Source organism: Spongiibacter sp. C9W (assembly GCF_057370015.1).
The window spans coordinates 702843-728665 of record NZ_CM170672.1 but is presented as its reverse complement, the minus strand read 5'-3'; the positions used below and the strand labels follow the sequence as shown (position 1 = coordinate 728665).

25 protein-coding genes are annotated in these 25823 nt (G+C 53.4%); 7 read left to right on the top strand and 18 right to left on the bottom strand.

What is annotated here, in order from left to right; genetic code table 11:
* Positions 1-102 precede the first annotated feature (102 nt).
* The gene (locus tag AC2Q8J_RS03450; protein WP_486452108.1) at positions 103-1485 is read left to right on the top strand and encodes a class II fumarate hydratase; all 1383 of its coding nucleotides are present in this window, start codon (positions 103-105) and stop codon (positions 1483-1485) included.
* Here AC2Q8J_RS03450 and AC2Q8J_RS03445 read toward each other — a convergent pair.
* Positions 1482-2144, bottom strand: coding sequence for an arylesterase (locus AC2Q8J_RS03445; protein WP_486452107.1), 663 nt, complete (start codon positions 2142-2144; stop codon positions 1482-1484). The genes AC2Q8J_RS03450 and AC2Q8J_RS03445 overlap by 4 nt on opposite strands.
* On the opposite strand from AC2Q8J_RS03445, the gene AC2Q8J_RS03440 reads away from it, so the two are divergent.
* Positions 2119-2799 carry an ABC transporter ATP-binding protein gene (locus AC2Q8J_RS03440; protein ID WP_486452106.1) on the top strand — a complete coding sequence of 227 codons (681 nt, stop codon included), beginning with the start codon at positions 2119-2121 and terminating at the stop codon, positions 2797-2799. The two genes, AC2Q8J_RS03445 and AC2Q8J_RS03440, sit on opposite strands and share 26 nt — an antisense overlap.
* Entirely contained in the window at positions 2793-5273 is a 2481-nt protein-coding gene (locus AC2Q8J_RS03435; protein ID WP_486452105.1) for an ABC transporter permease, read from the top strand. The genes AC2Q8J_RS03440 and AC2Q8J_RS03435 overlap by 7 nt, the downstream gene beginning before the upstream one ends.
* A 7-nt stretch (positions 5274-5280) precedes the next feature.
* Here the strand turns inward: AC2Q8J_RS03435 and AC2Q8J_RS03430 are convergent, their stop codons facing one another.
* Positions 5281-5964 (bottom strand): TetR/AcrR family transcriptional regulator, encoded by a 684-nt coding sequence (locus AC2Q8J_RS03430; RefSeq protein ID WP_051170802.1) that lies wholly within the window; start codon positions 5962-5964, stop codon positions 5281-5283.
* A 234-nt stretch (positions 5965-6198) separates the two neighbouring features.
* Here AC2Q8J_RS03430 and AC2Q8J_RS03425 point away from each other — a divergent pair, with 234 nt between their 5' ends.
* Positions 6199-6990 (top strand): SDR family oxidoreductase, encoded by a 792-nt coding sequence (locus AC2Q8J_RS03425; RefSeq protein ID WP_286694107.1) that lies wholly within the window; start codon positions 6199-6201, stop codon positions 6988-6990.
* Between the two features lie 85 nt (positions 6991-7075).
* Here the strand turns inward: AC2Q8J_RS03425 and AC2Q8J_RS03420 are convergent, their stop codons facing one another.
* The 4 genes from AC2Q8J_RS03420 to mutS form a co-directional block, all read right to left on the bottom strand.
* Positions 7076-8803 carry a potassium/proton antiporter gene (locus AC2Q8J_RS03420; protein WP_486452104.1) on the bottom strand — a complete coding sequence of 576 codons (1728 nt, stop codon included), beginning with the start codon at positions 8801-8803 and terminating at the stop codon, positions 7076-7078.
* 119 nt (positions 8804-8922) lie between these two features.
* On the bottom strand, positions 8923-9150 hold the full coding sequence (locus AC2Q8J_RS03415) for a hypothetical protein (protein ID WP_204995549.1): 228 nt from the start codon (positions 9148-9150) through the stop codon (positions 8923-8925).
* Positions 9151-9396: 246 nt separating this feature from the next.
* Positions 9397-9720 carry a ferredoxin FdxA gene (gene fdxA / locus AC2Q8J_RS03410; protein ID WP_027872654.1) on the bottom strand — a complete coding sequence of 108 codons (324 nt, stop codon included), beginning with the start codon at positions 9718-9720 and terminating at the stop codon, positions 9397-9399.
* Positions 9721-9855: 135 nt separating this feature from the next.
* Positions 9856-12420 (bottom strand): DNA mismatch repair protein MutS, encoded by a 2565-nt coding sequence (gene mutS / locus AC2Q8J_RS03405; RefSeq protein WP_486452103.1) that lies wholly within the window; start codon positions 12418-12420, stop codon positions 9856-9858.
* Positions 12421-12642: 222 nt separating this feature from the next.
* Between mutS and recA the strand changes: the two genes are divergently transcribed.
* Entirely contained in the window at positions 12643-13677 is a 1035-nt protein-coding gene (gene recA / locus AC2Q8J_RS03400) for a recombinase RecA (RefSeq protein WP_204995548.1), read from the top strand.
* A gap of 54 nt (positions 13678-13731) precedes the next feature.
* Here the strand turns inward: recA and AC2Q8J_RS03395 are convergent, their stop codons facing one another.
* The 12 genes from AC2Q8J_RS03395 to AC2Q8J_RS03340 all read right to left on the bottom strand — a co-directional run bounded on the left by AC2Q8J_RS03395 (position 13732) and on the right by AC2Q8J_RS03340 (position 24601).
* Entirely contained in the window at positions 13732-14901 is a 1170-nt protein-coding gene (locus AC2Q8J_RS03395; protein ID WP_204995547.1) for a PilT/PilU family type 4a pilus ATPase, read from the bottom strand.
* Between the two features lie 103 nt (positions 14902-15004).
* Positions 15005-17098 (bottom strand): TadG family pilus assembly protein, encoded by a 2094-nt coding sequence (locus AC2Q8J_RS03390; RefSeq protein WP_486452102.1) that lies wholly within the window; start codon positions 17096-17098, stop codon positions 15005-15007.
* 2 nt (positions 17099-17100) lie between these two features.
* Positions 17101-17355 carry a DUF3613 domain-containing protein gene (locus AC2Q8J_RS03385; RefSeq protein ID WP_204995545.1) on the bottom strand — a complete coding sequence of 85 codons (255 nt, stop codon included), beginning with the start codon at positions 17353-17355 and terminating at the stop codon, positions 17101-17103.
* Positions 17356-17366: 11 nt separating this feature from the next.
* The gene (locus AC2Q8J_RS03380) at positions 17367-18077 is read right to left on the bottom strand and encodes a hypothetical protein (protein ID WP_486452101.1); all 711 of its coding nucleotides are present in this window, start codon (positions 18075-18077) and stop codon (positions 17367-17369) included.
* Entirely contained in the window at positions 18074-18940 is an 867-nt protein-coding gene (locus tag AC2Q8J_RS03375) for a type II secretion system F family protein (protein ID WP_204995543.1), read from the bottom strand. Before AC2Q8J_RS03375 ends, AC2Q8J_RS03380 begins: the two co-directional genes overlap by 4 nt.
* A 9-nt stretch (positions 18941-18949) precedes the next feature.
* Positions 18950-19807 (bottom strand): type II secretion system F family protein, encoded by an 858-nt coding sequence (locus AC2Q8J_RS03370; RefSeq protein WP_051170801.1) that lies wholly within the window; start codon positions 19805-19807, stop codon positions 18950-18952.
* Entirely contained in the window at positions 19807-21063 is a 1257-nt protein-coding gene (locus tag AC2Q8J_RS03365; RefSeq protein ID WP_486452100.1) for a TadA family conjugal transfer-associated ATPase, read from the bottom strand. The genes AC2Q8J_RS03370 and AC2Q8J_RS03365 overlap by 1 nt, the downstream gene beginning before the upstream one ends.
* Before the next feature lie 15 nt (positions 21064-21078).
* Positions 21079-22389: a type II and III secretion system protein family protein gene (locus AC2Q8J_RS03360; protein WP_286694112.1), complete on the bottom strand. Its 1311-nt coding sequence runs from the start codon at positions 22387-22389 to the stop codon at positions 21079-21081.
* 35 nt (positions 22390-22424) lie between these two features.
* On the bottom strand, positions 22425-23309 hold the full coding sequence (cpaB, locus tag AC2Q8J_RS03355) for a Flp pilus assembly protein CpaB (RefSeq protein WP_204995539.1): 885 nt from the start codon (positions 23307-23309) through the stop codon (positions 22425-22427).
* Positions 23310-23455: 146 nt separating this feature from the next.
* Complete coding sequence (locus tag AC2Q8J_RS03350; protein ID WP_372877326.1) at positions 23456-23902, bottom strand: TadE/TadG family type IV pilus assembly protein; 447 nt, start codon at positions 23900-23902, stop codon at positions 23456-23458.
* 20 nt (positions 23903-23922) lie between these two features.
* Positions 23923-24357: a prepilin peptidase gene (locus AC2Q8J_RS03345; protein WP_372877328.1), complete on the bottom strand. Its 435-nt coding sequence runs from the start codon at positions 24355-24357 to the stop codon at positions 23923-23925.
* Positions 24358-24400: 43 nt separating this feature from the next.
* Positions 24401-24601, bottom strand: a complete 201-nt coding sequence (locus tag AC2Q8J_RS03340; protein WP_036255425.1) for a Flp family type IVb pilin — start codon at positions 24599-24601, stop codon at positions 24401-24403.
* Positions 24602-24743: 142 nt separating this feature from the next.
* Between AC2Q8J_RS03340 and AC2Q8J_RS03335 the strand changes: the two genes are divergently transcribed.
* Both AC2Q8J_RS03335 and AC2Q8J_RS03330 read left to right on the top strand, forming a co-directional pair.
* On the top strand, positions 24744-25187 hold the full coding sequence (locus AC2Q8J_RS03335) for a regulatory protein RecX (protein ID WP_486452099.1): 444 nt from the start codon (positions 24744-24746) through the stop codon (positions 25185-25187).
* Between the two features lie 56 nt (positions 25188-25243).
* Positions 25244-25666, top strand: coding sequence for a Spy/CpxP family protein refolding chaperone (locus tag AC2Q8J_RS03330; protein WP_204995535.1), 423 nt, complete (start codon positions 25244-25246; stop codon positions 25664-25666).
* Positions 25667-25823: the final 157 nt, after the last annotated feature.

The following is a 25823-nucleotide window of genomic DNA, read 5'->3' as shown; positions in this document are numbered from 1 at the left end:
CGTTGCTGGCCAGCTATTCTAGAAGCTGACGCCGCGTTTTGCATCTGCCGAGCGCGGTAGGGATACTGGAGGCCATTGCGATAACTCGATTGGAGGCAACAGATGAGCCAATTTCGTGTGGTAACCGACAGCATGGGCGACGTCAGAGTGCCGGCGGATGCCAAGTTTTCCGCCCAAACCCAGCGGGCATTGGACAACTTTCAGATCAGTTCGCTGACACTTCCCGGCAGCTTTATTGACGCGGTATTGCATATCAAGCGCGCGGCCGCTGAGGTCAATGCCGAACTGGGTGTGCTGGACGCCGAGATTAGTGAGGCCATTATTCAAGCAGTGGACCGCGTATTGGCGGGCGAATTTCGCGACCAATTTCCCGTTGATGTGTTTCAGACTGGCTCGGGTACCAGTACAAATATGAACGTGAATGAGGTGGTGGCGACCCTCGCGAGTGAGATGTCTGGCCTATCCATCAGTGCCAACGACCACGTGAATATGAGCCAGAGCAGCAATGATGTGGTGCCGACAGCGATACACTGCAGCGCCGCCATTAAGCTGCAGGAAATATTGATCCCAGCAGTGAAGCGTTTACAGGCGACGATTGATGAACGCGCTGGCGATATGACAGGCGTAGTCAAAACGGGCAGAACACATTTAATGGATGCCATGCCGATGACACTTGCCCAAGAGATGTCGGCGTGGTCTTGTCAGCTTGAGAAAGCTCAGGTGCGTCTGCAGCATGTCCTGTCGGAATTGCGGCTGTTAAGCCAGGGCGGCACGGCGGTCGGTACCGGTGTGAATGCGCCGCAGGGCTTTTCGGCGGCATTTTGCGAGGTGATTTCTCGCAACACCCATACCGATTTCCGGCCGAACAATAATTTTTTTGAGGGTATCTCCTGCCAGGACACGGCGGTGTCGGCATCGTCGCAATTGAAAACGCTGGCGGTGGCTCTGACGAAAATCAGTAATGACTTGCGCTGGATGAACAGCGGGCCGCTCTCAGGACTGGGCGAAATTCAGCTGCGGGCGCTGCAACCGGGTAGCAGTATTATGCCCGGTAAGGTTAATCCGGTAATTCCCGAAGCGGTAGCGATGGCTTGTGCGCAGGTGGTCGGCAATGATGCCTGCATTGCCATGGCAGGGCAGTCGGGGAATTTTCAGTTGAATGTTATGTTGCCGGTGATTGCCTATAACCTGCTGCAGAGTATCGATGTGATGGCGTCGTCATGCACTGCTCTGGCCGATCAATGCATTGTTGATTTCCAGGTAAATCACAACAATTTACAGGCTGCTCTGGCTAAAAACCCGGTGTTGGTAACGGCGTTAAACCCGCTAATTGGCTATTTGAGGGCGGCTGAGATTGCAAAGCGAGCATACAGCGAACAGCGCGATATCCTCGATGTTGCCGAAGAGATGACGACATATTCCCGCGAGGAATTATTAGGCTATCTCGACCCGGAGCGGCTTACTCGAGGAGGCTTACACGCCTAGTTTTTTTCCTCCAGCGCCATCAATATTGGACGAAGTGCATCGCCCACCGTAGCCGCCATCGCAGGTTGTGCCTGGGCGTTGGGGTGGATGCCGTCATTCTGCATTAGTGTGGCGTTCCCGGCGATGCCTTCGAGTAAAAAGGGCACAAGCGGCAGCGTGTGCTCCTCGGCCAATGCCGGATAGATGTTCTCAAACCCGAGGCTGTAGCGCCGCCCGTAGTTGGGCGGAATGCGCATTCCCACAAGGAGTATTTTTGCGCCGCTTTCTCTGCTCAGGGTGATCATTTCGCTCAGCGTGTTGCGTACAAGTGTTAGTGGGTAGCCCCGCAAACCATCGTTGCCACCCAACTCGAGCACCACGACGTCCGGGGCATGCTCTTGCAGTAAACCCGGCAAGCGCTGCAGGCCTCCTTCGGTCGTTTCGCCGCTAACACTGGCATTAATAATGGTTGCACTGTCGGCTAAGTCGCGGGCCAGTAGGGCGACCCAACCCTTTTCAGGTGCCATGCCATAGGCGGCGCTGAGGCTATCACCAAGAATAAGTAGTCGCGGGCTACTGCGGTCCTGAGCATGGAGCGATACACTAAACGCAAAGCCGCAGGCGAAGACCAGCAAATGCAGTACAGGAAGGCGAATGATAAAAGTTGAAAAGCTCAGCAAGACAGTCCCCAGTGGTGATGGCGAGCTACGAATACTGAAAGGGATCGATCTCGAAATCAAGGCGGGGCAGAGCGCGGCAATTGTTGGGCCGTCTGGGTCGGGGAAGTCTACGTTGCTCGGTTTGTTGGCAGGCCTGGACTCGCCGAGCGAAGGTGATGTTCTGCTTCAAGGCCAGTCTTTGGCGTCCATGAGTGAGGATCAACGGGCGGCGCTGCGGGCACGCTCGGTGGGGTTTGTGTTTCAGTCCTTCCAGCTGCTGCCCTCACTAACGGCACTGGAGAATGTGATGCTGCCGCTAGAGTTGGCGGGTATGGAGGCGCCGCGTCAGCGCGCGTCAACGCTGCTTGAGGAGCTGGAGTTAGGACATCGGCAGCACCACTATCCGCGGCTGCTCTCCGGTGGTGAACAGCAACGGGTAGCGATAGCGCGCGCTTTTGCCAGTGAGCCCGCGATCCTGTTTGCCGATGAACCTACCGGCAATCTCGATGCGAAAACCGGCGCCCATATCACCGAGCTGCTGTTCAGCTTGAACCGAGACAAAGGCACTACATTGGTACTGGTGACCCATGAGCAGGGCTTGGCAGACCACTGCCAGCGAGTATTTGAAATGTACGATGGTGAGTTGTCAGAATTACCGCGGCAATGCCCATGTTGATGCTCAAGCAATGGCTGCGCGCCTGGCGCGGTGGCGAGCTGGGCCTATTGTGTATCGCCCTTAGCCTAGCGGTCGCCAGCGTTAGTGGTATTGCCGGTTTCTCAGAACGTTTACAAGCGACGATGGCGACGCAAAGTCGCACCTTTTTGGCTGCAGATCATGTGCTGACCAGCCCACGACCGATTGAGCCGCAATGGCTGGATAACGCGCGCTCTGAGGGCCTGCGCACAGCGCAGCTTGTGGCGTTTCGCACAATGGTCTATGCCAGTGAAGAGATGTTGCTGGTGTCTATGCGTGCCGCCTCCGCATCCTACCCATTGAGAGGCGAGCTTCGCGCAGCCAAGCAGATGTTTGCCGATGGGGAGGGGGTTGAGCACGGGCCATTGGCAGGGGAAGTTTGGCTGGATTCACGGGCGATGGCGACGCTCGGTATTACCCTTGGTCAGACCGTTGAGGTAGGGGAAAAAGCGCTAGTGGCAACGCGGGTATTGGTTGATGAGCCCGACCGCAGTTCTGCGTTGAATATATACAGTCCTCGCGGGCTTATGAATTTGGAAGACCTGGGTGCCACCGAGGTGGTACAGCCCGGGAGCGTTGTGGACTACCGCTATCTTTTCGCTGGCGATGACGCGGCATTCGCGGCATATCGGCAAACTCTCAGCGCCAGTTTGTTGCCGGGGCAAAAGTGGCTGAATATCGAAGACAACCAGCCAGCGCTGGCCGGCGCTTTGGCGCGCGCAGAAGAGTACCTTCTTTTGGCTGCTAGCCTTACCTTGGCACTGGCGGGGGCGGCCATTGCGCTGGCTGCCCAGCGCTATGGCCAGCGCAATATTGACGCGGTGGCCTTAATGAAAACCCTGGGCGCGAGTCGGCGATATATCTTACTGCACTACCTTCGGCAGTTACTGCTGGTATTGCTACTTGCCTCGGTGCTGGGAGGCTTGGTTGGCGTTGCCGTGCAATATTTGTTGTTTGCCAGCCTCAGTGACCTGGTGTCTGCAACCCCGCCGGCCGGAAGTTTGCGGCCGCTTTGGATGGCAATTGTCAGTGCAGCGTTGTGCCTGTTGTGCTTTGCCATGCCACCGATAGTGCGTTTGAGCCGCGTATCGCCCGTTCACGTGTTGCGCCGCGATGAATCGCTCGCGGGTGGGGTTCGCCTTGCGACTGCTGCCGGGGCTGCGGGCTTAGGGTTGCTGATGTACTGGTATAGCGGAGATCTCTCACTGGTCATTGCGCTGATGCTGGGTTGTTCAGTGTTACTTGTGGCGGCGGCTGGCGTCGTGCTTATGGCGCTGACAGGTATTCGTCGCCTCAGCGGTCGACTGCCGGGCAGTGCTCAACGCCTGGCTGTGTCGAGCATTTATCGGCGGCGCTACGCCAACGCCTTTCAAACTGCCAGCATCGCCCTTGCCTTGATGGTGCTGGTGAGTTTACTGCTGTTACGGGAATTACTCCTTAAGGACTGGCAGCAACAGGTAGCTGAGGACACGCCCAACTACTTTTTGATCAATATTGCCGGTCGTGATGTCGAGCCGCTGGAGGCCTTCCTCGCTGACCGCCGTATTCACCACGCAGGCTTGTATCCAATGGTTCGTGGTCGCCTCGTAGAAATCGACAACATGCCATTGCAGGACATTGAGGGTCTGGAAACCCGCAATACGGGTGTGGACCGAGAGTTGAATCTCAGTTGGTCAGAGGCGCTGCCAGAGGACAATCAACTGATCGCCGGTCAGTGGTGGAGCCAGGCTGCTGAGCCGTTGCAGACAAACCCTGTGTCAGTGGAGCAAGAATTGGCTCAACGCCTGAATATTACTGTGGGCACGGCGTTACGTTTTAACGTTGGCGGCAGAGATTTAACCGCGACGGTTGCGAGTTTACGGCAGCTCGACTGGGCAAGTATGCGTCCGAACTTTTACTTCCTGTTTCCAGAGGACGCGTTGCGCAGTTACGCCGGTAGCTACATTACCAGTTTTTACCTCGACGACTCGCAGCGCCCGCTATTGGTCGATTTGCTCGGCCGCTACCCGACGGTCAGTCTGATTGAAATTGGCGCAGTACTTAAACAGGTTCAAGGCGTGGTTGCGCAGCTATCTCGTGCACTGGCTGTGGTGCTATTACTGGTGCTGGTGAGCGCCTTACTGATTAGCGCTGCAAATGTGATGCTGAGTTTCCAAACCCGCAAACAGGAAAACGCGCTGTTGCGAACCTTGGGCGCCAGAAACCGTTTTTTATTCGCGGTAGTCATCGGTGAATTTGTGTTGCTGGGCGCACTGGCCGGGGCGGTAGCTGGGCTGGGTGCCAATTTTTGTTTGTTTTTTATTCAGCGCTGGGTCATGCAGTCAGAAGTACTTCTGTATTGGGCGGCAATACCGCTGGCGAGTGTGGCAGGGGCTGGCATATTAGCACTGCTGGTGTTGACGAGTAGCCGAAAAATGTTGCGCAGCTCCGCGACAGTGTTACTGCGCGGAGCGTGATGGAAAGCTATGCCGAAGCCTTCTGCGCCGACTCTGGAGGGTAGTGCGTCGACTCGTCAGGCAGTGTCGAGATGTAGCTCGGGTCCGTGCAGAGGCCTGCGATCATCATGCGCATAGATTTTTCAGCTTGAAGGTGCAAGTCGCGGTGGTAGCCATAGGTGTCCGCGTGGTCCAGCATCAGTGTGGTCACGCCGTGCACGGCTGCCCAAACCGTGTGGGCGATAGATGCAACGTTGTCTAAGGGGCGAAGTTCGCCGTTGGCGAGACCACGCTCCACGCCCGCGCGCACTTTATAGATCGCCTCGCGGCCGGCCGCAAACAATTCGGGGTATTGGTTCCGAGGCTGCAGGGCCGGGCCGAACATCAGATGAAATAGTTCAGTGTGCTCTCGGGCAAACTTTACATAGGCCAAGCCAAAATAGAGTAAGCTTTTGTCCGCCCGGGGCTCTTCTTCACTGGGGCGCCCCATTTCAAAAAAGCGTTTAAAGCCCTCTGTTGCCAGAGCCGCGAGTAGCGCATTCTTGTCGCGGAAGTGGCGATAGGGAGCGGTTTGCGATACGCCGATTTCGCGGGCGAGGGCACGCAAGCTCAGGTCGCGGACGCCGCCCTCGACCAAGTGTTTTTCTGCAAGCTCCATCAGCTCTTGACGGAGATTGCCGTGGTGATAACTGGAGGATGTATTGCTGGCCATAAGGTCACTTCTATGCTGATGCGACAGCAATGTTGACAGCTGGGAGTGGGCTTGTCATCTTTTTTTCACGAAAATGCGATTTTTGCCCCAAAACCGTGACAAAGCCCGAAATTCGGCGGTTTTCGTGGCCGACTTCGATAATTTAACGGCCGGTATTGTCGGTGCTCAGGTGTAATTCAGGCCACTATGGCGTGGGTGGGCGCTGTCGCGGGGTCATGTTTCAGGAGAGAGGAAATGGACTTAGGTGTGAACGGGAAGGTCTTTTTGTTGGCGGGTGCCAGTAAAGGGTTGGGCTATGCCATCGCTGAGAACCTGGCCCAAGCCGGAGCAACGCTGCTATTGGGTAGCCGCGATGTACAGCGAACGCAGGCATCGGCAGCCCAGTTAGCGGAACGTTACGGCACCCGCGTTGTGGGCGCGGCCCTGGATATGGCTGATGCAGAGAGCATTCGCGCTTGGGTGGCTCGAGGCGTGGAGGAGTTTGGTGAGGTGAATGGGGTCTTGGTCAATGCTGGTGGACCACCTCCCGGGGGCTTTGACGCGTTTACCGATGATGACTGGCAAAGTGCATTCAACTTAACCCTGATGAGCGCGGTGCGCCTAGTGAGGGAAACCCTTCCTCACCTGCGCAGTGCGGGCGGGGGAGCAATTTTGATGCTGACGTCGTCATCGGTAAAAGAGCCGATCGATTTTCTCTTGTTGTCTAATGTGATGCGTTCGGGCGTCAGTAGTTTGGCAAAGAGTCTGAGTCGTTCCCTGGCTGCTGACCAAATCCGCGTTAACAATTTGATTCCAGGGATAATCTATACAGACCGTATAAAGTCGCTGGATGCCAATCAGGCGCAGATGAGAGAAGTGGCGGTGGAGCAGCAACGGGCCGCCAATGAGGCGTTGATTCCGCTCGGGCGTTACGGTGAGCCGGAGGAGTTCGGTCGCGCCGGTGCATTTCTGCTGTCGGATGCGGCCAGTTACATCACTGGCTCATCGTTGGTGGTAGATGGCGGAACGATGAAATCCCTATTCTAGGGCCTGCTCACATTCATTGAATTGCACTTGCTGGGGTGGCAATTTTTAGCCGCAACGGGCGTAACGTAACTAGCGTAAACGGGCCCTAAGGCAAGCCCTCAGTTGAGTCGCTGCGCAAGCCTATTTTGCTGATGCGTTTGCCTTTCATCTCGGCGACCGTCCAGATCATATTCTGCCATCGAATGTGGTCGCCCAACACCGGTTTGCTGGACAATCGCCGAGATAAAAATTGCGCGAGGGTGAGGCCGGCATTCTTCTCGCTGACCTTCAAGTTATAGAGCTGGGCAATATCGGCTAAGCGCGCATCTGCTTGAAGAATAAAGTCGCCGAAGAAGCGCATATCCAAGCCTTGCGTTGGTGCCTCGCTAAACAGCTTTCCAAGGGCAGGCAGATCTGCATCGTGTGCGATGACACATAGAATATCTCCGCTTAGGAGCAGTGTACTGCCACTTGGGTGGAGGAGCTGTCGGTCGCGGAATAATGCCGCGATCCGCGTATTCTCGGGCATGTGCAGCTGCTTTAATGGCCGACCGATATACCACTTGTCCGCAGCGAGGGTGTAGACGAAGAGCTCCCATTGACTGGCGATATGTACCTCAAGGCCAACGCGCGAAACCGGGGCCGGCGTCGCGGGCACGACGACATCGGCGCGTCGCGCCGCCCAGCTCAGGCTGCTTCCCTGGAATAACAGCGATACTAAAACAATAAAAAAGGCGACATTGAAGTAGAGTTGAGCGTCTTCCAAGCCTGCCATCATCGGGAATATCGCCAGGATAATGGGTACTGCGCCGCGTAGTCCAACCCAGGCTATAAAGGCTCGTTCACGCAGGGCAAAGCTCCTGAAGGGCAATAGGCTGGTGAATACGGCGAGCGGCCGTGCAAAGAGGATCATCCACAATGCCAGTGCGAGGGCAGGCAGGGTCACTGCAAATAACTCGCTAGGGGTAATTAATAGTCCCAGCACCAAGAACATTGCGATTTGGCTGAGCCAGGCCAAGCCGTCAAACATATGCAAAATACCGTGGCGGTTGCGCACCGGACGATTCCCTAGCACCAAACCACACAGGTAAATAGCGAGAATACCGCTACCGCCAGCTGCGGTGGTAAGGGCATAGATAACCAGGCCGCCGCTAACAGCCAGCAGGGGATAGAGGCCACTGGCGAGCTCCATTTTATTGATTAAGCGCCACAGCAGGTAGCCGCCGCCGACACCCAGGCCGATTCCTAAGCCAAACTGCCACAGCAAATCCACCGCCAGTGAAAATGAGAGTGGTTGGGCGCTGCGCAGTAATTCAATAAGACTGATCGTCAGGAACATCGCCATCGGGTCGTTGCTGCCCGACTCTATTTCCAGGGTGGCGCCAACCCGCTCATTGAGGCCCTTACCACCTAATAGCGAGAAAACGGCTGCAGCATCGGTGGAGCCGACGATGGCACCTATTAGCAGGCCCTCCATCCAGGTGAGAGGGAATAGCAGCGTGGCGATCCAGCCGGTGAGCGCTGCGGTAATCACAACACCAAAGGTGGCGAGTGACAGGGCGGGCCACAGTGCAACCCTAAAACTGCTTATTCGCGTGCGCATGCCGCCATCAAGGAGGATAACCGCCAGGGCAAGATTGCTAATGAGGTAGGCGGTTGAAAAGTTGTCGAAGCGAATACCTCCCGGGCCTTCTTCGCCCGCGAGCATGCCGACACCTAAAAAGATGAGAAGAATAGGAATGCCCAGCCGTGAGGACACGGAGCTAACGAGGATGCTGGCTGCGACGAGGCTGGCGCCGATCAGAAAAAGGGTGTTGATGCTGGCAGCGTCCAAGGGAGTCCTATTCGGTTGGCGTGAAAACGCTAATTAAAGCGAGAGTGTAGGGGCGCTGTCAAAAGCTAAAAGGCAAGATATGAAAGGTCAGCAGGGCTGACCTTTCTCCGGCGAGGGGCTTATTCAGTGGTGTGATCGTCGTATTCGTCTTTAACTTCTTCCACGCCCTCTTGATAGGAATCTCTGGCGCTTTCAAAGCTTTCATCAACGCTTTCAGCCGCTTCTTCAACAGGGCCCTCGTTGCGGTCGCACGCAGTTAAAGCAGCTGTGCCACCGAGTGTTATCGCAACCATTAAGATGCCTCGTCCGAGAAAAACATGATCAAAGAATGACGTGAATTTCTTCATATGAATACGCTCCATAGTTGTTAGGTTTCGGGCGTCGATGTTCCTTGCGCCTCGCTGTGCAAACGCTGACGATGGGTCTTTCTGTCGCTAGCTCTTTTGCATTGGCCATGTCGTGACATGGTGTAGCTGTGACGCAAATTCAGCGACTTTGTTCCCTTATCGTTGGCGAGGGGGCGGAATATGGGCGGGAGTCAGGCATAAAAAAACCCGCATTGAGCGGGCTTTTTCGCAGCAGGCAAAGAGTGATTATCTCTCTAAGTACTGGAGTTTGTCAGGCTTTCCTGCCCATTCTTCTGCGTCGGCCGGAGCATCTTTCATTTCTGTGATATTCGGCCAAACCTCTGCGAGCTCGGCATTCAGCTCGAGGAATACTTGTTGATCATCTGGGAGTTCATCTTCCGAGAAAATGGCTTCTACCGGGCACTCGGGCTCACACAGTGCGCAATCGATGCACTCATCTGGGTGAATAACCAGAAAGTTCGGGCCTTCGTAAAAACAGTCAACAGGACATACTTCCACACAGTCTGTGTGCTTACACTTGATGCAATTTTCACCTACAACAAAAGTCATTTTGGTCAGCCCCTTACTCTCTGACTGTGAATCGGCAAGCGCGCATTGTAACACCAGGAAAAAATATCGGTACAGCGTCAGCCTTAACAATAATTTAGGTGTACATAATTTGTTTTACTGATGAGCCGATATTGATCACTTATCACCCAATTCTTTGAGGTGATAGAGGGCTTCCAGCGCTTGGCGGGGAGTTAGCGCATCGGGGTCGATGTCCGCCAGTGCCTCGTCGACCGCTGAGAGGGTGGGGCTGGCAAACAAATCCGCTTGCGGGCCACTGGTTTTTATCACCGGAGCAATTGCCTGTTGTTCCAGCTCATTGAGTTTACTGCGAGCGGCCGAGATGACTTTTTCGGGCATTCCGGCAAGTTTTGCCACTTGTAGGCCATAACTGCGATTAGCTGGCCCCTCTTCAAGTCGGTGCAAGAAGACGACATGGTCTTTGAATTCCCGCACACCTAGGTGGACATTGGCCGCGCAGGGGTAAGTTTCGGGCAGTACCGTTAATTCAAAGTAGTGGGTGGCAAACAGGGTAAAGGCCTTGACCTTGTCCGCGAGTTCAATAGCGCTGGCCCAGGCGAGCGAGAGGCCGTCAAAGGTACTGGTACCGCGACCAATTTCATCCATTAACACCAGGCTGTTTTGTGTGGCGTTGTGGAGAATATTTGCCGTCTCGGTCATTTCCACCATAAAGGTCGAGCGACCGCCAGCCAGGTCGTCAGAGGAGCCGATGCGGGTGAAGATTTGATCAACGACGCTTAGCTTGGCGCGTTTCGCCGGAACAAAGCTGCCGATATGGGCCAGCAGAACAATCAGCGCGGTCTGGCGCATATAGGTCGATTTACCGCCCATATTCGGGCCGGTAATGATGAGGGTTCTGCGACGGCGATCCAGGTTGAGGTCGTTGGCGATGAAGGGTTCGTCTAGAACGCTCTCGACCACGGGGTGACGCCCCTGTTCGATATCGATGCAACCATTGTCGGTAAACTCCGGTTCACAGAAGTCCAGTTGTACGGCGCGTTCTGCGAGGTTGCTTAACACATCTAATTCGCACAGTGCGTGTGCCGAGAGCTGTAGGGCACCTAGATGCTCATTCAAACGATCCAGTAATGCTTCGTAGAGCGCTTTTTCTCGTGCGAGTGCGCGGCTTTTGCTGCTGAGTGCGCGGTCCTCGAACTCTTTGAGTTCCGGCGTGATAAAGCGCTCGGCATTTTTTAAGGTTTGCCGACGAATATATTCTGTTGGTGCATTTTCCGCCTGTGTACGGCTGATTTCTATGTAATAGCCGTGCACACGGTTATAGCCGACCTTTAAGCTGCTGAGTCCGGTCCGCTCTTTTTCGCGCTGTTCCATTGCCACCAAAAATTCGCCAGCATCACTGCTCAGGCTTCGTAGTTCATCCAGCTCGGCATCATAGCCCGGTGCAATGACGCCGCCGTCCCGAATGACCATAGACGGATTGTCGATAATGGCGGTTTGTAGCAGCTCGGCGAGTGTTGGGAAGGTACTGATATCTGTCGCGATCCCACGAATATGTTCCGTGGGAATTACCGCTAAAAGTTGCTGCAGGGGCGGCAAAATGGCAAGGGAGCTCTGCAGGCGAGAAAGATCCCGGGGGCGGGCCGAACGCAGCGCAACACGCGCCAAAATTCTTTCCAGGTCGCCAATGGCTTTTAGCTGTTCGCGAATGGATTCAAAGTGATAATCCTGAATCAGCGCTGCGATACTGTTTCGCCTGGCCTCTAATACTGCTCGGTCGCGCAGCGGGCGATGAAGCCAGCGTTTGAGAAGCCGGCTGCCCATCGCTGTCTGGCAGCGATCAATCACGGAGGCGAGGGTGTTGTCGGTACCGCCGCCGAGATTTGTATCAAGCTCGAGGTTGCGGCGGGTGGCTGCATCCATGGCGACAGCCCGCTCGCATGCATCGTGCTGGAGTCGTCGAATGTGGGGTAATTCGCAGCGCTGTGTATCTTTCACGTATTGCAATAAGCAGCCGGCAGCTGCTATCGCGACGGGCAGGTTGTCACAGCCGAAGCCGGCGAGGTCTTGAACCTGGAAGTGGCTACACAACAGTCGCAGCGCACTTTCGCTATCGAAGTCCCAAGGTGGAAGGGCACGCCTACCGGGTAAATCTGGCAACCACTCGCCGCCAAAATCTTCGGGTATTAGTAGTTCGGCTGGGCGCAGCCGTTGCAACTCGCTTAGCAAGGCTGGCTCATTTGTTAACTCTGATACGCTGAAGCGGCCGCTGCTCATATCGAGAACGGCTAGCCCGAAGGTATTTTCTTGTCGGCAACAGGCGACAAGTAAATTGTCGCGGCGTTCATCGAGCAGCGCCTCATCGCTCAGTGTTCCGGGGGTGACAATGCGCGCGACCTTTCTTTCCACCGGGCCTTTGCTGGTGGCGGGGTCACCGACTTGCTCGCAAATTGCGACGGAAACGCCATATTTTACCAGGCGAGCGAGGTAGCCTTCCGCGGCGTGATAGGGAACGCCGCACATGGGAATTGGGTTTCCGCCGGATTTTCCGCGGGCGGTGAGGGTGATATCCAGCAAGTCGGAAGCGCGTTTTGCGTCATCGAAAAAGAGCTCATAAAAGTCGCCCATCCGGTAAAATAGTAATTCCTGCGGATGTTGCGCCTTAATTTTCAGGTATTGCTGCATCATTGGCGTGTGCTGGGCCAGGTCGATGCCTGCATTCATAATTACTCTCCGAACCCGAGGGAAAACTCCGCTCGTCACTTTGCTGGGGAAAAGCGAGAAGTTTACGGAATGCCTCGTTGTGTCGCCAGCGTCGCGAGCAGGACTTTTTTTCAGCAGGGATTGACAACGCCTTATATAATACTGAGTATATATACAGTAATTAGTCAGCGGCCTCGCAAGTGTGGTTGAGACCACTAGCGACATGAAGAAGGGTGAGAAACTATGGACGCCAACAAACAGAAGGCTCTGGAGTCGGCATTAGGGCAAATTGAGCGCCAGTTTGGTAAGGGCTCAATTATGAAAATGGGGGATAGCTCTCGTGAAATTATGCCCTCTGTTTCCACCGGCTCATTGGGTTTGGATGTTGCCCTTGGGATCGGTGGCCTGCCATTTGGAAGAATCGTAGAGATATATGGTCCTGAGTCTTCGGGTAAAACCACGCTGTGTTTGCAGGTAATGGCTGAAGCGCAAAAGCTGGGCAAGACAGTGGCGATTGTTGACGCAGAGCACGCTCTTGACCCCCAGTATGCCGAAAAGCTTGGTGTAAACCTGGAAGATTTGCTGGTTTCTCAGCCCGACACCGGGGAGCAAGCGCTGGAAATTACCGATATGCTGGTTAGGTCCGGCTCTGTCGATGTCATTGTTATCGATTCGGTCGCCGCGCTGGTGCCGAAGGCTGAAATCGAGGGCGACATGGGTGACTCTCACGTTGGCCTTCAAGCGAGACTGATGTCCCAGGCGCTGAGGAAGCTTACTGGCAGTATCAAGCAGACCAATACGCTGGTGATTTTCATCAACCAGATTCGTATGAAGATTGGGGTTATGTTTGGTAACCCCGAAACCACCTCTGGCGGGAATGCCCTGAAATTCTACGCGTCAGTTCGCATGGATATTCGTCGCACCGGCGCGGTGAAGGAGGGCGATGAAGTTGTTGGTAACGAAACCCGCGTTAAAGTTGTGAAAAACAAGGTTTCACCGCCCTTTAAGCAAGCTGAATTTCAAATCATGTATGGCCGTGGTATTTACCGCATGGGTGAAGTTATCGACTTGGGCGTCAAACTGGGCTTAGTTGATAAATCTGGTGCCTGGTATGCCTATAAAGGCGACAAGATTGGTCAGGGTAAGGCCAACGCTGCACGTTTCTTGAGTGAGAACCCCGAAATCGCCAATGAAATTGAATCGGCCATTCGCGAGCAGCTGCTACCGAAGCCGGCTGCCAAGAAGGCAGAAGAAAGTGTAGAGGCCAGCGAAGAGTAGCGTTGCAGCCAACTGGTTCAGGGGCACTGACCACTGCCCCTGAGTCCTTTCGGTTTAACTTTCGGGCTCTGGAGGTTCTTCCTCAATTTGCAGGCTGAAAGCGTTATCAGCTTTTCTATTACTACTGCTTGTATCAGGTTCTTCTTCGCCGGCGGGAATGCCTCTCGTGCTTTCTAGTTTAATTCTGAGACGCAGGTTGTTGGATGAATCAGCGTTTTTCAACGCATCCTCAAAAGAAATTTTCCCTTCCTCGTAAAGCTTGAACAGGGCGGCATCAAAGGTTTGCATCCCCAGATTTTCTGATTTTGCCATGATCTCTTTGATCGACTCGACTTCGCCTTTGTGAATAGCCTGGGCGACGGTTGGCGTGCCCAATAAGATCTCGATAGCAGCGCAGCGTTTGCCATCTAGGGTGGGAATCAGACGCTGAGAGACAAAGCACTTTAAGTTGAGAGAGAGGTCGAGCAGTAATTGATTCCGGCGCTCTTCGGGAAAGAAGTTAATGATCCGGTCGAGTGCTTGGTTGGCGTTATTGGCATGCAGTGTGGAAATACATAAGTGCCCAGTTTCGGCAAAGGCAATGGCATGTTCCATCGTTTCACGGTCGCGAATTTCTCCGATTAAAATGACATCAGGTGCCTGCCGGAGGGTATTTTTCAGGGCTTGGTGGAAGCTGCGCGTGTCCACACCAATTTCGCGTTGATTAACAATGCTGCGCTTGTGCCGGTGTATGAACTCAATCGGGTCTTCGATGGTAATTATATGACCACTGCTGTTGGTGTTCCGGTGGTCAATAAGTGCTGCCAGAGACGTTGATTTACCAGAACCCGTTGCGCCAACGAATAGCACCAGGCCCCGCTTTGTCATAATCACGTCTTTTAAAACCGAGGGTAGCCCCAGGGAGTCGACGTTGGGAATATCGGTGACGATATTACGAGCCACTATCGAGATTTCGTTGCGTTGTTTAAATATATTGACGCGAAAACGGCCAACTTTAGGAATGGCGTATGCAAGGTTCATTTCGAGTTCTTGGTCGAACTCTTTCTGTTGCTCGCCATCCATAATTTCGTAGGCGATGTCTCTGATCTCGCCCGGTGTAAATGGGTCTTTATCTAGAGGTTTGAGTTTCCCGTGAAATTTCGCGCACGGCGGAGCGCCGGTGCTGAGAAATAAGTCGGAGCCGCCATTTTTCGCGAGAAGGGTGAGGTAGTCATTGAAGTTCATTGTGGTTACAGCCGGCAGATTCTTGTTTTTTTACAGTGTAACAGTAGTGGTTGTCAGACTATATTTTTTTGCAGGAGGCAGCATTAAGGTGAAAAGGCTCGCGCTACATTACGAGCCTCACTCTATCACTTTCGCAGGTCATGGCTGCGCCTACTTCGGTCTCGGCCAAACTGACGCCGAGCGCATCCAACAGCTGATTAACAATGGCTGTCAGCAGTGGAGAAAGCGTAGATGTGATAATCGCTTCCACTGCGCCCGTCAGCGCATTGGCGGCTGAGCCGACGAGGAAGAGGAGGCCACCGAGCGCGTTTCCGGTAATACCATCGCCGCTGTTGGTGGGGGCATAGAACTCGAGGTTTAAGCCCAGCAAATCGCCCTCTAAGTTATCAACCAGGCTTTGAGTATCAACGCTTTGATAGGCCTCATCTATTGGATCTACACCGAACTCGGGTAGGTAGTCATCGGATGGGTTATTGGCGAAATTCAGGGTTTCTGAGCCCGCGAGCAAATCGGAGTCTAAACTCAGGCCCAGCCCACCTCCAGAGAAGGCATCCCGCTCGGCGGCACTGGGATCACCATCCCAAGCGCTGCCGTCCCAGTATTCAGTCCAGCAAATCAGCAGCAGGGTGCACTGGTAGCGTACCCGCTTGGTGCCGATATCGAGTATTGGAATGGGCTCCACGCTCGGTGAAGCTTCATCGAAGGCGTTAGTAGCGGCATCATTCATATCGCTGCCCAGGCTGCCGACCAGTACGCTGACAGCGGAGCTATTGGCGAGCGCATCCAGTGCTTTGTCTTCTCCGTCGCAATCGTAATCGGTTACGCGGCCGTCGCCGCTGCCTGCTTCAAGAAGGATATCCAGCCTCGGCGAGCTCAGTACTTCAATATCTAAAAGGTCTCTCTGAATATCACAGTAAACCACGCAGCTCAGCCCCTGAAGTACGCCGAGTATATCCAGTGACAGCAAGCTGCTGACTGTACCAGCGATGCCGCTCAGTAAAGGGTTGTCATTTACGAGGCTTAGCAGCGTATTTAGGGTGGCGCCGACAATTGGCAGATCCAGCGAAATAAATGTGCGCACTTGGGCTGATCTGACAAATATCGCATCTCCGCCGTAAGGCGCATCTGTAGCGAGTTTTGGGTTGCCCGTGGCCATGAGTCTTGGCGGGTCGGTCACTTGCAGTTTAACCGTTGCGCCCGCTAAGCCGAGAAGGTTTATGGGTATGTCGGCGGCGATCGCGGATTTGCTATTCGCCAGTTGAATGGTGCCTTGAACAAGTTGCATTGCCTGTAGGCCAATGTCTAGTGCGGCTTCGGGTGCTCCCGTTTGCACCTCGAGCAGCTCACCTAGCGATATCAGCGGAGTGGCCCCAGGGATGGCTAAGACGAGATCACGAAATGCGCTAACCGCAGCGGTATTACCGCCTAACTCCAGTACATCTGCGCCGACGTCGAGTATATCTCCCAGACTAACGTCGGCGTTAAGTACGCTGTCATAGTCTCCTGCAGAGATGCCGAGATCAACGGCCAGAGCATCAAGGTAACTCAGCAAATTGAGGTTTGTGTCCAGTAGGCCGTCCCACTGTGCGACACTGAGGTTAAGGGTAGTACCTAACAAGCCGCCTAAGACGCCGTTAAGCAGCGCTGATTGGCTGGAGTCGACATTGAGTAAATTGCTGCGCAAATGCAGCGATGCGACGGGCTGGCAGGCTTCTGCAGCGCCCTGCGCCTCAATAGTGATTGTTTGGCTGCCGCCAGGTACTACACTGCCGAAAAGGGATGCACGTATTGTTCGCGTCAGCGTGACCTGTACGGCCTTTCCATCTGTGTTTGCGGTGAATTGTTTGACGCTACCGCCGTTGCCGTCGTCAGCGCTCGTAATCTCACCGAGCACAACCGCAATACCGCCTGCATCGCCACGAAAATTATTGCGCTCACTAGCCAATGCCGCCTGGGCGGCCGCAAATAGGCCGTCATCATCTAGCGATTGGTCGCGACAATAAGTCAACGACGTTTCCAGGGCCGCTAAGTCAGCCTGCCTTTGTAGGGTGCGCTTCTCAAGAAAGAGCCTGCCAGTATCGACTGAGAGCGCAAGAAAAGCAGTTATTGCCAACATCAACGCAGCTAAGGTCAGCGTCATTACCCCTCGCTGTTGCGAAGGCGTTGGCTGGCGAATAAAGCGGCGGGCAGAACTCATTACTATTCCGTTTTAAAGTCTGTGTCGATAAATGACACGGGAATCGGGCGGTCAAAGCTTTCGGTATAGCGCTTGTAGCTTAACGCGCGTGAGGCGCCGTTCTGCTTCTGAGGAATATCAGAGGCTATTTCTCCTGAACGTTGAGCGTCTAGGGCTCGGGTTGTTGCAGTGTCGCGACTAATGTCATAGCTAGGTTCGCCCGCGGTGACCGCACAACTAAAGGCGAGTGATGAAAGTATCAATAGTCGATTTTTCATACGTTAATTCCCTATCTAACAATGGCGCGTTTGGCGACAGTGGGCTCTGTGAAATGGTTTGCTTTTTCAAGGAGCTGATTAAATTCTGCACTATTAATGTCGTTGTTTTGAGCGAGGCGTAGTGCGGTTCGGGTGTCACCATCAAGTATCAGGCTGATGATCATGTTACGCAGAGCGACCGGATGACCATTTTTCAGTTGCAATGCGGTCATAAACTCTCGTTGGGCTGCTTTGAAGTCTCGCATTGCCAGGAGAATGAAGCCGTAGTCATTGCGAACATCTGCGCTGGTAGGGGCGAGGTTTCTGGCTTTCAACATGTGCTGATGGGCAATGGCTAGATCGCCACGGGTGGCAAGTATCTTCGCCATGCCAGCGTGTCCGGCAGCGGTCATGCAGGTTAGGCTGAGGTCTCTGTAGTTGTCGTAGGCCTCACTCAGCATCCCCGTCTTACGTTGTGCTTCGGCGGTCAACCAAAGGGCCCGGGGACTATTACTGTCATCCTGTTCCAGGTGCGCCTGTGCAGAGAAATAGCTGCCTTCTGACAATAACTGCTCAACGAGATCTAGTTTTACCCGTTGGGCTTGGCTCAATGACGCACCACAATCTGCACGGTTTTGCGATAGTTGCGAGGGCGCTGAGGCGCATGCTGATAACAGCAGTGATGCCAGCATCAACGGCAGAAAGCGTCGAAAACAGGCGTTGTTTATTGACGTATTCATCATCCACCTAACTCGTTCAGCGCTTGCACCATGGAGAAAAAGCTAGGGCCAGCTGCAAGTAATACCAAAGCGGGAAATAAAAACAGCATCATAACCAATGACATCTTTCCCGATATTTTATTGACCTGCTCTTGTAAGCTAAGCCGCCGACGGTTTTGTAAGAGCAAGTAGAGTTCGTCAAGAGACTTATCGATACTGCCGCCAGTAATGGACTGCTGACGGATTACAATCAAATACTCCTTGAAGCCCTCTGCACTGCAGCTATTGATAAGCTCATAAAGGGCCTCTTCTTGACTCTGCCCCGACTCAATTTTATTTGCTGCAAGGGAAAGCTCCTTGGCGCAGTTGGGTGACAGTTCTGACAGTTGCTCGCAAATAATGCCAAGGGTTTTGGGTAAAGACAGGCCGACACGCCATAGCATGCGCGTGGTCTGAATTAACATCATGGTTTCTTTTTCTAAGGCGTTTTGTCGCTCGTCTGCTTGGTTTTTTAGAATGAGGTAGGCCAGTACAACACTGCCAATCACTGTCGCACCGGTGATGGCCAAGACCTGCCCGATCGCCAGCCCCTTAAACAGACTCGCCGCCGCGGCAATTACGCCCAATACTAGGCAAGCGACCAAGGTAAAAGAAATCGCTTTGATCTGTTGTGCGCTGGTAAACAGCCCCGCGCGGCGTAGCAGCTGAGAGAGCGAGGCAATATGGGTGTTTTCCTCGCGAAGCATGCGCCAGGTGTCATGGCGCCCAAACTCTAGCTTGGTGTTCTCGCTGGCATCACTGTTAATGTGTGCGGTAGCTAGGAGTATTACCGGTGCGGTGCATAATATAAGTGCGCCGATAATGAAAAAATAATGTTGCGCTTCCATGTCTATTGCCTATGACTCTATTGAGTTAACCATGCGCCACAGTACGAATACGCCCAGTATTTCCATTACCGCGGAGATGATAAATAGGGACTTACCACTGCTTTGAGACCACACCTCCAACATCATGTCTGGATTAATACTAAACATGTATACGGCGATACCGGGCGGCAGCAGAGCGAGTACTGTCGCTGTGAAACGTGTTTCTCCAGTCATGGCGGCTAGTTCACGCTTGCCGGCCTCATCCATTCGCAATATACCCACGATATCATCCAGAATAGAGCGGATGCTCCCGCCGTATTGTTCGTTGATGCGCAGGGCCGTCGCAATTACGTTGAATTCGTGTAGTTTCGTCACGCCAGCTTCACGGCTGAAAGCCTGGTGAAGGTCGTAGCCTAGGTGTACCCGTCTGACTACTCGTCGCATGACGGTGCCTAAGGGGCGTTCCAGAGTTTCAACTGAGTCTGCGAAGGCATTTTCTACAGAAATACCCGCCGAAAGTCTGCGGGTAACTTGGTTGATGAAAGAGGGCAGCTGCTCAAGCATCTTCGCCCGACGTTTGCTGCCGACAAATTTTATGCTGAGAAATGCAACGGCGTAGCCAGTTAGAATACTGATGGCAGCGATACTAATCGGCAGTAACGCGATGCACAGAATCGTCATTGCTGCGAGGCTCGCAATGACGCTGTAGATCACGACAGCGGGGAGCTCTACGCCGTTGGCGGCTAAATAATTAGTAATGAACTCCGGCACGGGGTCTTTGCGTTCGACCTCGGCGATTTCTACCTCTGCCGGTGCTTCGACATTGACCAACAGCATGAGCACAAAGGCGAGGCCAATCATTAGTGCCACCAGGGCTATCCAAAACATCACGGCGACCCCGGCATTACGTCGTTGAGTAGAGGAACATTTTGCTCACTGGGGTTTCTGGCAAGATTACCGCCAGCATCCAAAGCGAATAGCTCGCGTAGTTGCAGTCCGTTCGCGGTATTCGTGAGTTTGCATATTTGCATTACACAGCGATGCCCATTTGATTGGCGGCCGATATGAACGATCATGTCCAATGCACTGCCAATCATTTTGAGAATTAACTCGCTTGAGCCTTTGAATCCCGACATCCCTACCATCATTTCCAGTCTAGTGATCGCATCGCTAGCTGAGTTGGCATGCACGGTAGTCATCGAGCCGTTGTGGCCGGTATTCATGGCTTGCAACATGTCAACGACCTCTCCACCGCGGCTTTCACCGACAATAATTCGGTCTGGGCGCATGCGAAGGGCATTTTTGACAAGCTCGCCCGCTGTGACTTGGCCAACACCTTCATTGTTTTCAGGTCGGGTTTCTAATCGCACCACGTGGCTATTGCGCAATTGGAGTTCTGCTGCGTCCTCGATGGTTACGATGCGCTCGGTTGCAGGAATATACTGGCTCAGAATGTTAAGCAAAGTGGTCTTACCAGAACCGGTTGCCCCACTTATTAAGATATTGCGCCTTTTAGCAACCGACTCGCTGAGAAAGTCCAGTGCGTCCTTGGTTATCGATCCGCCGGCCAGGAGTTCTTCGGCAGTCAGAGGGTCCTTGCGAAACTTTCGGATGGATAGGCAAGGGCCATCTAGCGCGAGGGGCGGTACGATGGCGTTAATACGGCTACCATCTGCCAGTCGGCCATCAACGATGGGGCTGGATTCATCGATGCGGCGCCCTAGTGGCGATATCATCCGCCGAATAACCCGAAGCACATGGCGATCGTCTAGAAACCGCATAGACGATTGCTCTAACACGCCGCGACGTTCGACAAAGATGCGCCGCGGACCATTAATCAAGATGTCATTGATATCGGGGTCGTCGAGAAGAACTTGTAGGGGGCCGAACCCCACAATTTCGTCCAGCAGCTCTTTCTCTAGATTGTCGAATTTTTCTCGGCCGATATTCACCTCGTATATACGACAATACTGCCGTATGTAGGCAGCGATCGCTTCTTCTAACTTTTTTGAGTCATCGTCGTAGATGATATTGTCATCTTCGATACGATCTATGACAAAGCGGTGTAGGGCGGCTTTGAGCGTTTCATAATCGTCAAGTTGTTCCAGCTTAGCTTCAGGTGTTCTCCGGTCGATCAGCCTCATCACTGGGCTCCCTTATTAATCTGCGAATCCGACATCGGATTTTTGCGCCTTTTTCGCTGCTCGCTCGCTGGATTTATCCAAGTCGCGAAACAGCATATCGGTAAATGAGGGGACGTAGTGCTTATAGGTTTCGCCGGGTAGTTCTGGCAGCTCCGCGTCCTTGGCAATGGGATTTACCAGGTGGGGAGTGACAATCATGATCAGCTCTTTGTCTTCCTGCGAAAACCGTGTAGAGCGGAATAGGGCACCCAATATAGGGATGTCTCCTAGGCCGGGCAGCCGGTCGGCATTGGTAAAGGTGTTTCTGCTTACCAAACCACTGATAATGAAGCTCTCCCCGGGAGCGAGCTGGATCGAGGTGTCAGTGCGTCTCACGCGCAGAGAGGGGACGGAAACGCCGCTGGCTTGCACGCCGTTTGTGAAGTCCAAGTCACTGACTTCTGGGGCAACTTTTAGCATGATGCTATTTTCACTGAGCACGGTTGGTGTTAAGTGCAGCCGCACACCAAACTCTTTGTATTCAATTTGAATTTGGCCATCGCGGTTTGACGCTGGGTAGGGGAATTCTCCACCCGCCAAAAAAGTTGCTGTTTGACCGGACATGCTGACCAGTGAGGGTTGAGCCAATGTATAAGCATAGCCGTTTCGAGCAAGGGCATTAATGGCTGCACTAAAACCATTTTTTACATGACCTACTAGTATTGATGAAGCATCCGCGCCTGTTGGTGTAATACCTAATAATGCACCCAGTGGCCCATTGCCCTCTAATAGAGGAAGTAAACCAGATCCGCCGGTTGCGATAGAGGTATCTCCACCAACGTAGGACAGTGCGGTCCCAATCTGCTTGAGTTGGGATCGGCTAAATTCAACAATGCGAATATCCGTTTGCACCTGCATGGAGCCGCGCTGAACGGTGTTGTCCAAAACATTGGGGCCACTCGATGTGAGTAGCTGCTGATGTTGTTGTAAGGATCGAGTCTCGCCCTGCAGGCTGATATAGGGGCCACTGCTGTCCACCGCAACGCCGTCGCGCGTACTAGGAGACAAACTGGGCACAACTTCTATGCGAAATTCCGTCGGCTCCTTGCCGCCCTGCCAAAGCAACAGCGAGGTTGCACCAAGTTGTTTTGCAGTCAGAAGAAATTCTCTTGAATTGAGCACTTTAAGTGACGCAACTTCCGGACGCCCAATGGCGCTCCTTTTTACGCTGTATTTGGTACTCAGCATTTGCTGCTCACCCAGTTCCAGTCGCAGGGTCTTGTAGGGCTCTGCATGCAGGCTGGTGATTAGCCCTAACAGCAAAGCAATTAAAAATCCCTGTTTCATGATAGATGCTCCATATCGAACCAGTGGTTGCTGCATTAGTTTCGTACTCGAATTGTCTCGACTTTATCGCCGCTATACATATAAATGGATTTTGGCGGTGGGGCGGGTTTAAAGCCCGTGACTTCTCGCATTAAGGTTGCTTTGTCTTCGTTTTCTTCGGGCGTTTCACCGGATGCGATCATCTCCTCGCGCGCCAGGCGGTCTGCTTCACCGATCGCTACCAATCGAAGCCCCCCGGCGCTCTCAGCTAACACGAGTCGGTTTACCTCGTCTGTCGGCACTTCCAGTACCGCGGAGCGGCTGCGTTTTCCGCCATCTTTGTTGTTCGCTTTTTTACTGCTTTCGTTAGTAACCGGCTGCGGCTTTTCGCCCTCGACCTCGTCGCCAAACGCGATCAGACGAATATTGCGTAGTACGCGTCGAGACATACTGCGGTCGTTGGTCTCTTTTGTTGCGCGGCTATTAAAGATGACGTCAACAAAATCCCCGGGCTTTAAGAAGCCACCCGTACCGATAACCTCATCAACTTTAACGGCAACGGCGCGGTGACCGGGCTGAATTTGCTCAGCTAACTTGCTATCGGATTCGAAATCGCTGTCACGAATCACCGAACCTTTCAGAATATCTTGTTTACTTCGCTTGTTAAGTAGCTCTGAGACCGTTGCAAAGCTGCCCTCTACCTTGATGGCGTAAGGAACTTGCATCAGCTCCTCTTCGGTCAGGGTCTCTCCCTTGGCGATGTCTCTTGTTGCAATGACTAGCTTTTGAGCATATGTGTAGGAGTCGGCCTGCGTTGCCACAGTCTGCCGCTGTTGGTCACGAATAGCATCTTGTTGGCTAATTCGATAACCAATGATACCCATGATAACTGCGCTGATAATTAGCAGTGCAGCGATGATCTTGAGAGTCCTTGCTTGCATCGGTATATCCCTTGAATGCATCTAAGATGAAGTTATCGTATTACACCGTCGCTACATTTTAGTTTAGCGTCTCTTTCCCTGATGTTAGGTGGTGTGACGTTGTGCTGATATTGTGGCACCTACGTATAGTTTCCTTGTCGCGACTACTACATGCGCAGACTGGAACGGCTGACTACCGGGTCGGGCAGGTTCGGAATACTGCCGATAATAGGTAGGTTTATGCTGTCCAAAATAGGTGGAGCGCTGAGCCTCACCGTGCATAGCATTGTTGCGTCGCAGCTGAAGAAATCATCGCCGGCCGTTGCTGCATTGACGAGGTCTGCGGAGAACCAGGTAAGTGAATTCTGAACTTGCGCCGCGACGACGGGCTCCAGCTCTGCCTCCGTGCATACTGCTGCGGCACAGTCGGTAGCTAGTGCTGCTCTGAGTGCGTCTTCGCCCGCATAGGCAAAACTCTGCAGCAGTAGGAAATACATCCCATAGGCCATCACTGCATAGCTTAGAGCGAAAAATACGGGGAATAGAATGGCGAATTCAATAGCGACTACACCGCTCTGGCGCGAGTTCTTCGTAGTACTTGGCGCCCCGGCCATAATATTTTCCTCACAGTGAGTCATAACGAAAATGAAAGGAGTGGCGTGAGAGGAAGCAGTGCTGCGCCCAGGCTGATCGCAGTGCCGATCGGGAGTCCGCGCGCTCGATGCTTATCATGCTGCTTGATTTTTTTGATGAGCGTCATGATAAATGCCAGCGTCAGGGTACCCGAGGCGAAGGCAAAGAGTAACGTCGTCGGCGGCCAAAGCGGAGAGAGGGCCAGCAGCAGCTTGACGTCGCCACCTCCCATGTTGTTTGAAAGGTAGCCAGGAAGTGTAATAGCGAGGGCGAGCACAATATTCACCACCCATTGATAGGCGCTGATGCCACTACTGCCGACAAAAATCCCCAGCGACGCAATGAATAGCGCCAGATTTAGGGCGTTAGGAATTCTCCGTGATGACCAATCAACATATGCCAAGACGACAAGTAGCAGGATGATGACAATGGCCATAACACGGGGAATTCCTTTTTCGCCGCCAGTTTCAATAAAGCGCTTAGGCTGCGTCGATATCTGCGTTGATGTCAGTGAAGATGCCGCCAAGGTCAAGCAGGCCAATTGCTGCGATGATAACGCCGATCAGTACGGCTGCCATAATTGCGTACTCGATGGCACTTGCACCGCGCTCATCATCGCGAAATTTAGCCAGGGAACCAGAAAAAATCTGCATCAACAATACTTGAATTTGCACTAACATAGTTACACTCCATGGTAAAAGAAAGCGGTCGAGTCTAATAACGCCCTGTTGACCGTGTTGTTACTTTGCTATTTGCACAGATTAAAAAAAATAAGTATTTGCCGTAGAGGCGAGCATCTACCCCCAGTTAGGATAGTAGAAATTGAGTGACATAGGTATACGAAAGAAAGCAATGGATTTATTGGCCCGACGGGAGCACAGCCGTAAGGAGTTAGTGGCCAAGTTGGCGCAGCGCTTTCCCAGTTGTGAGGCGGACATTGCGATAGTTGTGGAGCGCTTGGCCCTCGAGCGGCTGCAAAGTGATCAGCGTTTTGCCGAAAGCTACCTGCGGATGAGAGCAAATAGTGGCTTTGGCCCCTCGCGTATTCGCATGGAACTGCGCGACCGCGGTGTTTCAGAAACGATTATCGATGAGGCGTTTGCTGATGCCGGTTTCGACTGGTTTGAGCAATTGCAGAGTGTTTACCAAAAAAAATACGCCGATGTTCCACCCAAAGATCGGCGGGAGCTGGCCAAACGGCAGCGATTTCTTCATCATCGTGGCTTCGACGCAGAGTCCATCCGGCGCGTGTGTAGAACTGCATAACGATGTTGCACCGAGAAGTACTCTGTTTGGGACAGATTCATTGAAAGGAATAATGAATGTTGATTCGCTCTATCTCGATTCTTTTTTTCAGCACATGGGTGCTGGTGATGCCGGCTCAAGCGGCAGAGGCGCTTAGCAGCGCCAGCATCGCTGCCCTGGCGGACAAGCTGGAGCTCACTAGTCAGCAGCGCGAGCAGGTTAATAAGCTGATTGTTCGCTATGCGGCAAAAGCGGCTGAGTTACAAAAAGAAAGCGTCGCACTTAGACAAGATATGCAGCTACAACCGCTACCGGAAATGACGCGCAGTACGATTGCTGCAATGAGCCAGCGTGCGGGGTCTGTTGCGGCCCGCCACACGGGGTCAATTCTCCAGACGCAAATGGAATTTTACGGCTTGCTCACGCCCTCCCAACAGGCAGAGTATCGAAGACTGCGCAAAGCTGGCCAAGAAAAAACCGGAGTCTCTGCGGCGCAGTGAGCCTATAGTGGTTGCTGAAATCACGGTTTGTACCTAGATAGCGTCTACGCTGGGTCACGTAGTATTCGCAAGGATAGCGAGCTGCAATGGGCAGTAAATTAATGGAGCTGTGAGTATGCGACAGGGTTTCTTAACCCCACTATTTATATGTTTTTCC

Coding starts and splice junctions, on each gene's coding strand:
- AC2Q8J_RS03450 (WP_486452108.1), top strand. CDS start 103: ATGAGCCAATTTCGTGTGGTAACCGACAGCATGGGCGACGTCAGAGTG.
- AC2Q8J_RS03440 (WP_486452106.1), top strand. CDS start 2,119: ATGATAAAAGTTGAAAAGCTCAGCAAGACAGTCCCCAGTGGTGATGGC.
- AC2Q8J_RS03435 (WP_486452105.1), top strand. CDS start 2,793: ATGTTGATGCTCAAGCAATGGCTGCGCGCCTGGCGCGGTGGCGAGCTG.
- AC2Q8J_RS03430 (WP_051170802.1), bottom strand. CDS start 5,964: ATGGCCAGCAATACATCCTCCAGTTATCACCACGGCAATCTCCGTCAA.
- AC2Q8J_RS03425 (WP_286694107.1), top strand. CDS start 6,199: ATGGACTTAGGTGTGAACGGGAAGGTCTTTTTGTTGGCGGGTGCCAGT.
- AC2Q8J_RS03415 (WP_204995549.1), bottom strand. CDS start 9,150: ATGAAGAAATTCACGTCATTCTTTGATCATGTTTTTCTCGGACGAGGC.
- fdxA (WP_027872654.1), bottom strand. CDS start 9,720: ATGACTTTTGTTGTAGGTGAAAATTGCATCAAGTGTAAGCACACAGAC.
- mutS (WP_486452103.1), bottom strand. CDS start 12,420: ATGAATGCAGGCATCGACCTGGCCCAGCACACGCCAATGATGCAGCAA.
- recA (WP_204995548.1), top strand. CDS start 12,643: ATGGACGCCAACAAACAGAAGGCTCTGGAGTCGGCATTAGGGCAAATT.
- AC2Q8J_RS03395 (WP_204995547.1), bottom strand. CDS start 14,901: ATGAACTTCAATGACTACCTCACCCTTCTCGCGAAAAATGGCGGCTCC.
- AC2Q8J_RS03390 (WP_486452102.1), bottom strand. CDS start 17,098: ATGAGTTCTGCCCGCCGCTTTATTCGCCAGCCAACGCCTTCGCAACAG.
- AC2Q8J_RS03385 (WP_204995545.1), bottom strand. CDS start 17,355: ATGAAAAATCGACTATTGATACTTTCATCACTCGCCTTTAGTTGTGCG.
- AC2Q8J_RS03380 (WP_486452101.1), bottom strand. CDS start 18,077: ATGATGAATACGTCAATAAACAACGCCTGTTTTCGACGCTTTCTGCCG.
- AC2Q8J_RS03375 (WP_204995543.1), bottom strand. CDS start 18,940: ATGGAAGCGCAACATTATTTTTTCATTATCGGCGCACTTATATTATGC.
- AC2Q8J_RS03370 (WP_051170801.1), bottom strand. CDS start 19,807: ATGTTTTGGATAGCCCTGGTGGCACTAATGATTGGCCTCGCCTTTGTG.
- AC2Q8J_RS03365 (WP_486452100.1), bottom strand. CDS start 21,063: ATGAGGCTGATCGACCGGAGAACACCTGAAGCTAAGCTGGAACAACTT.
- AC2Q8J_RS03360 (WP_286694112.1), bottom strand. CDS start 22,389: ATGAAACAGGGATTTTTAATTGCTTTGCTGTTAGGGCTAATCACCAGC.
- cpaB (WP_204995539.1), bottom strand. CDS start 23,309: ATGCAAGCAAGGACTCTCAAGATCATCGCTGCACTGCTAATTATCAGC.
- AC2Q8J_RS03350 (WP_372877326.1), bottom strand. CDS start 23,902: ATGGCCGGGGCGCCAAGTACTACGAAGAACTCGCGCCAGAGCGGTGTA.
- AC2Q8J_RS03345 (WP_372877328.1), bottom strand. CDS start 24,357: ATGGCCATTGTCATCATCCTGCTACTTGTCGTCTTGGCATATGTTGAT.
- AC2Q8J_RS03340 (WP_036255425.1), bottom strand. CDS start 24,601: ATGTTAGTGCAAATTCAAGTATTGTTGATGCAGATTTTTTCTGGTTCC.
- AC2Q8J_RS03330 (WP_204995535.1), top strand. CDS start 25,244: ATGTTGATTCGCTCTATCTCGATTCTTTTTTTCAGCACATGGGTGCTG.